The sequence below is a fragment of the Sunxiuqinia sp. genome, from assembly GCF_055140945.1.
Genome location: NZ_JBSQYS010000076.1, coordinates 1 through 5,393, shown reverse-complemented (window position 1 = coordinate 5,393; position 5,393 = coordinate 1). Strand labels below are relative to the sequence as shown.

Annotated in this window: 6 protein-coding genes and 1 pseudogene; 2 read left to right on the top strand and 5 right to left on the bottom strand. The window is 39.4% G+C overall.

Annotated elements, in window-relative coordinates:
• Positions 1-246 (bottom strand): annotated as a pseudogene (locus tag ACTB00_RS19745) (hypothetical protein); the annotation flags it as partial.
• A gap of 489 nt (positions 247-735) precedes the next feature.
• Between ACTB00_RS19745 and ACTB00_RS19740 the strand changes: the two are divergent.
• Positions 736-1,176 carry an NUDIX domain-containing protein gene (locus tag ACTB00_RS19740; protein WP_463301628.1) on the top strand — a complete coding sequence of 147 codons (441 nt, stop codon included), beginning with the start codon at positions 736-738 and terminating at the stop codon, positions 1,174-1,176.
• Here the strand turns inward: ACTB00_RS19740 and ACTB00_RS19735 are convergent.
• The 4 genes from ACTB00_RS19735 to dapB form a co-directional block, all read right to left on the bottom strand.
• Entirely contained in the window at positions 1,136-1,807 is a 672-nt protein-coding gene (locus ACTB00_RS19735; RefSeq protein WP_463301627.1) for a WbqC family protein, read from the bottom strand. The genes ACTB00_RS19740 and ACTB00_RS19735 overlap by 41 nt on opposite strands.
• A 5-nt stretch (positions 1,808-1,812) precedes the next feature.
• Entirely contained in the window at positions 1,813-2,148 is a 336-nt protein-coding gene (locus ACTB00_RS19730) for a LapA family protein (RefSeq protein WP_463301626.1), read from the bottom strand.
• Between the two features lie 84 nt (positions 2,149-2,232).
• The gene (gene lepB, locus ACTB00_RS19725) at positions 2,233-3,573 is read right to left on the bottom strand and encodes a signal peptidase I (RefSeq protein ID WP_463301625.1); all 1,341 of its coding nucleotides are present in this window, start codon (positions 3,571-3,573) and stop codon (positions 2,233-2,235) included.
• A 13-nt stretch (positions 3,574-3,586) separates the two neighbouring features.
• A complete protein-coding gene (gene dapB, locus ACTB00_RS19720) occupies positions 3,587-4,303 on the bottom strand; it encodes a 4-hydroxy-tetrahydrodipicolinate reductase (protein WP_463301624.1) in 717 nt (238 codons plus the stop codon).
• A 367-nt stretch (positions 4,304-4,670) separates the two neighbouring features.
• Here dapB and ACTB00_RS19715 point away from each other — a divergent pair.
• Positions 4,671-5,393: AAA family ATPase (locus tag ACTB00_RS19715; RefSeq protein ID WP_463301623.1), on the top strand; the 723-nt coding region annotated here is incomplete at its 3' end.

Below are 5,393 nucleotides of genomic sequence, written 5' to 3'. Positions count from 1 at the left end.
GAAGCGGTATTCAAAACTAAGGTCTATTCCTCCGGCTGATCCATCTGCATTCAGGCGCCAGGTATCCCAAGTGAATTCAGGCTGCGTATTGTTGTCGACCCAGCTTTTTGAGAACAAATTGAAGCGAACCGCGCCACCAACTTTAAAGTTGTTTTTTTTCTCCTGCGCAACTACCGAATGACAAAAGTTAAATACCAATAATAAAAGAACAAGTCTTCTTAAGAGTGATTTGAGAGATAAATTCATAAAAATACTTTTTGGTTTTTAAAATGATTTTTCAGTTATGAATGGTGATTATTTATTGGGATTAGTTTCTATAGGACAAAAGTAAGAAAATTGAAGTGTCTCACAATTTTTGTTGGTTGTATTCGTTTGAAATGGCTGTATTATACGGAAAATAGAAATTAAGTGCGATTGTATTTAATACTAAAAGTAAGGAATGAAGAGCATATTGAGCTAGTTTTTGTAATGGTTCTCTAGAAACAAATGTTAAGAAAACGATATTTTATTGTTGTGAAAAAATTTAAAAAGGTAAAGTGGTATTTTTCTTTAATGATTGAACGGAAATTCAGAAAAAGACTAATTCTTTTGTAATATTGCATTGACGTAGTATTGAAATAATCGTAACTACTCATTCAACCTGTTGTGTTTTTTATCCAGAGGTGACATTGAAATAATCAAAGGCAACTACTTCGATTAATCGTTTAATGACTAGTTTACTAATAACAATAATAAATGAAAGATAATAAATACACCTATAAATATCCCAGGCCAGCAGTTACCACCGATGCTTTAATCCTGCGGAAAGAGACCGCTGAGATTCTTTTGATTAAGCGTGGGATTGATCCATTTAAAGATCAATGGGCATTGCCGGGCGGTTTTATGGAAATGGATGAAGTGCTGGAAGATGCCTGTATTCGTGAGGTAAAGGAAGAAACTGGTTTGGAGCTGGAGAAAGTGGAACAATTCAGGGTTTACGATAAGGTTGATCGCGACCCCAGAGGACGAACCTTGTCGGTGATTCATTACGGTTTTGTGGGAAAAGATGCTATGGTAAAAGGCGGAGACGATGCAGCCGAAGCAGCTTGGTTTAAGCTTGACCAACTGCCCGATCTTGCTTTTGATCATTCAACAATCATTCACGATTTCCTGATTTTGCTAAGCCAGTCGCGTTAATACTTTTCAGCAACACCTCGTAGCTTTCCGAGCCGCAATTAAACAGCAAATCCAGGCAGCTTAGGTTGGGCGTGAAGCCAAATTTATCATCGAAAACCTGTGTGTATTTCTGTGGCTCGAACAGGGGGTCGGGTAATGCTTTTTGCGGTTTGGGATGAATGGCTTCACGCATATTAATGCATTCGGCTGGCACTTCCTCAAAGTCTGCGGTTTGTTTTGTGATTGGCTGCACTTCCAGAATGTCGAGTACCGTTCGCAAAATTTCAGTATTAAAATCGAGCAAGAACGAATATTGTTTTTCAAAGAAAGGTCTGAAGTCATCTTGAAGCACTTCAAAAAACGGGGAAGATTGGTAAGCCGAAACAATGGCTTGCCAGTGAATGTGCTGCCAGTTGGTGTCGTACGAAATGCGAATGTCTTTAATAAGTTGTTTTCGGCTTCTGCCTTTTTCAACAGGCAGAATGAGTGACTCCGCTCCATTTGCAGCCGAAATTACAGCTCGGTTCCGGTAGGTCTGCTTGGTGAAATTTTCAAAAACTTCAATCCAAATGGTTTCGTAAATCAAGAATTTTGAGAGGTACTGTATCGGAGGAAAGTAGCCTGTACTCAATAATACGTGCGAATCAATCATTCAACTTATTCTTTGAAAAAGCTGGTGTCGCTTTCTTCTTTGTCAGTTATTTCAATGCCTTCGGCATGGGGCTTTTCTGCGGCTTCTACGTGTTGCGCCTCCAATGCTTTGATTTCGCGTTGCTTTTCTTTCAGCTGTCCTTTTAGTTTCCACAGCCGAGGGTAGGTAAACGAAAAAGAAAGAATGGCTCCGGCAATGATACAGACAATTAGAGCCAACACCAAAGGCACATCGGTAATCTCCCAGAAAAATACATTCAAACTAATCAACAATGTATTTTGTAGGGTAAAGATAACTAGAAGCAAAGCCAATATCAGTAAAAATATAATTCCTGCAGTCATAGTGATTATTTTCAGGAAAATTAATAAAAAAAAGGATAACGAGGCAAATCCTCACTATCCTTTTTTTACGCATGATAAACTATTTTAATGCACGACAGAGAATAATCTACTCCAACGAATGTTTGCCGGAAATCCTTTTTCTTTGTCTAACGACAGCCAGATGAAAACAGCTTTCCCAACAACATGATCCTCTGGAACAAATCCCCAATAGCGGGAATCAGCGGAATTGTGGCGGTTGTCGCCCATCATCCAGTAATAATCCATAGTGAACGTATAATTGTCTGTAGCCACACCATCAACATAAATGGTGCTGTCTTTTACTTCCAGATCATGTTCCTCGTAAAGGTCGATAATTCGACTGTACAAAGGCAATGTTTTTAAATTCAGGTTAACGGTTTCTCCCTTTTTCGGAATTGTCAAGGGACCAAAATTATCCACATTCCATGGGTATTGCTCGTCGTGGGGAAAAATATTTTTATCCCAATTTCCGTCGGGCATATTAACCCTTTTGACAGAAGTGACGTTGTTGAGTGTTTGCAACTCTTTCACATACTCATCCGTCAGCGGATAAAGGTATTGTGAACCATTAAATACTTGCTGATCAGCTTTTGAAATGCCTATTTTCTCAAGCGTTCGTTTGTTTATAGGAGTTCCGTTTGTGGTTACAATGTAGTCGTATTGAACTCCGGCAAAGTGTTTCTGCTCACTCCCGTTTACATATACCTGCCCATCAACAATTTCAATCTTGTCGCCGGCTATTCCAATACATCGCTTAATGTAGTTTTCGCGTTTGTCAACCGGGCGGCTTATAATTTCCCCGAATGTACGCTTGTCATTCCAAATACGGTCGCGCCCGTATGAGCGAATCATTTGGTAATAATCTTGTGTGGGCATGTTTAAAGCCACGGTGTCGCCATGCGGAAAGTTGAAAACCACCACGTCATTATTTTCTACATCGCCAAATCCTGCCATTCGTTTATATGGATTCTGAATCCATTCGACATACGATTTCGTTGTTCTTGAAAGTGGCATGGTATGATGGACAAATGGGAATGATAATGGTGTGTTCGGAAGCTTTGGACCATAAGCTGTTTTGCTTACAAATAGAAAATCACCAACTAACATCGATTTTTCCATCGATGAGGTCGGAATGGTGTACGCTTCAATAAAAAACATGCGGATAAAAGTAGCCGCAATCACTGCAAAAATAATGGCATCGACCCATTCAACAACTTTCGTTTGTTTACCATCCGGCGGGTTTTTCTTTTTCCAAAACGCCCAGTGTACTTTTTTTGTAATGTACATGTCGAAAATTACAGCCAGACCGATCAGCCATAAGTAACTTTCCATCCAGATTACCCACAGGCTGTAAAGCAGGGCAACTAAAATGAACTTGAACCATTTGTTCGTCAAAATTTCTCGCATTGGATTGAGTATGTTATAAGTTTAAAAGATCTTTCATGCTAACCAGTCCTTTTTTGTCAGCCGTATATTCGGCAGCTAAAACAGCTCCCAGGGCAAATCCTTGCCTGCTTTTTGCACTATGTTCTATCTCGATGTAATCTACATCCGATTCGTATTTGATGCGGTGAATTCCGGGTACGTCCCCTTCACGAATTGCTTCAATATGCATCTCCGTTTCTTTTTCCGGCGATTCCAGGGTCCAGCTATCTTTTCCCGGGTGTGCAGCAAATAAATCTTCGGCTAACGAAATGGCTGTTCCACTTGGCGCATCAAGCTTTTGAGTGTGGTGAACTTCCTCCATGGAAATGTCATATTCCGGGCGGTTTTTCATCAACTCGGCCAGTTTTTCATTTAGGGCGAAAAATAAATTCACACCTAAACTAAAGTTTGAAGCATAAAAGAAAGTGCCGTCTTGCTTTTTCATGTCAGCAAGTACAATTTCTTTATGATCGAGCCAGCCGGTAGTTCCACTTACTACGGGAACTCCACTTTCGAAACATTTTTTGTAGTTTTTTATTGCCGATGCCGGAACTGTAAATTCAATGGCCACATCTGCTTTTTTTAAGTTCTCAGGAGTCAAATCGTCCTGATTATCCATATCAATTGTTAAAACAATTTCGTGCCCGCGGTCTTTCGCAATGGCTTCAATCGTTTTACCCATTTTCCCGTAGCCAATTAGTGCAATCTTCATTCCTTTGTTTCTTTTTTTATTATTGAAATATAGTCTGTTAATATCTTTTTGAAAGAGCTTGATTATATCAGCTTGGACTTATTTGATCAACAGATTTTAGTATACTTTCTTTTTTAAGGCATACAAAGATAAAAATTAGATACTAAAACTAGAATGCATTCTAAAGTCGTTGAAATATTTTCGATAAACGAGAAGCTTAAGAGGATGAACAGTTTAATTCGACCAAATCCATATTGAAAAATTACTTGGTTGAAAGGGCCGTGTTTCTTGTGCTTTTATTTCCTTTGTAATAAGAAGAGGTTCGCAACAATTGTCAAAATTATAATAAATTGGCTACCTTTAATCTTTATTGAATACCAATATTTTCATGGAAACAAATAAACAACTGGAACTCGCTTTTGACTTTGTACAATCTACCGGGCAGCATATTTTTCTTACCGGAAAGGCAGGAACAGGTAAAACCACTTTTCTGAAAAGTTTAAAAGAACGCTCGCCCAAGCGGATGATTGTGGTAGCACCAACGGGAGTTGCTGCAATAAATGCCGGCGGTGTAACCATTCACTCTTTTTTTCAGTTGTCGTTTGCACCACAAGTAGGCTTGGAAAATGAGCAAGGCCGGCAAATGCGTTTTAGTAAGGAGAAGATCAACATCATTCGCAGTTTGGAATTATTGGTGATTGACGAAATCAGTATGGTGCGTGCCGATGTGCTGGACGCAATAGACCGGGTAATGCGACGGTTTAAAAATGGTCGAAAACCGTTTGGTGGAGCTCAGTTACTCATGATTGGCGATTTGCAACAGCTTTCGCCAGTGGTGAAAAACAGCGAATGGCAATTGCTAAAATCGAGCTACGAAACGGTCTATTTTTTTAGTAGCAGAGCCTTGAAACAAACGTCTTATGTGAGCATCGAATTGACTCAGGTTTTTCGTCAACAAGACGATAAGTTTATCTCTTTACTTAATAAGGTGAGAGATAATTTACTGGATGAAAACGCTGCAAAAGAATTAAACAAACGCTGTCAACCAGCTTTTTCTCCTAACGATGAAGACGGTTATATTACACTCTGCACTCACAACAGTCAGGCGCAC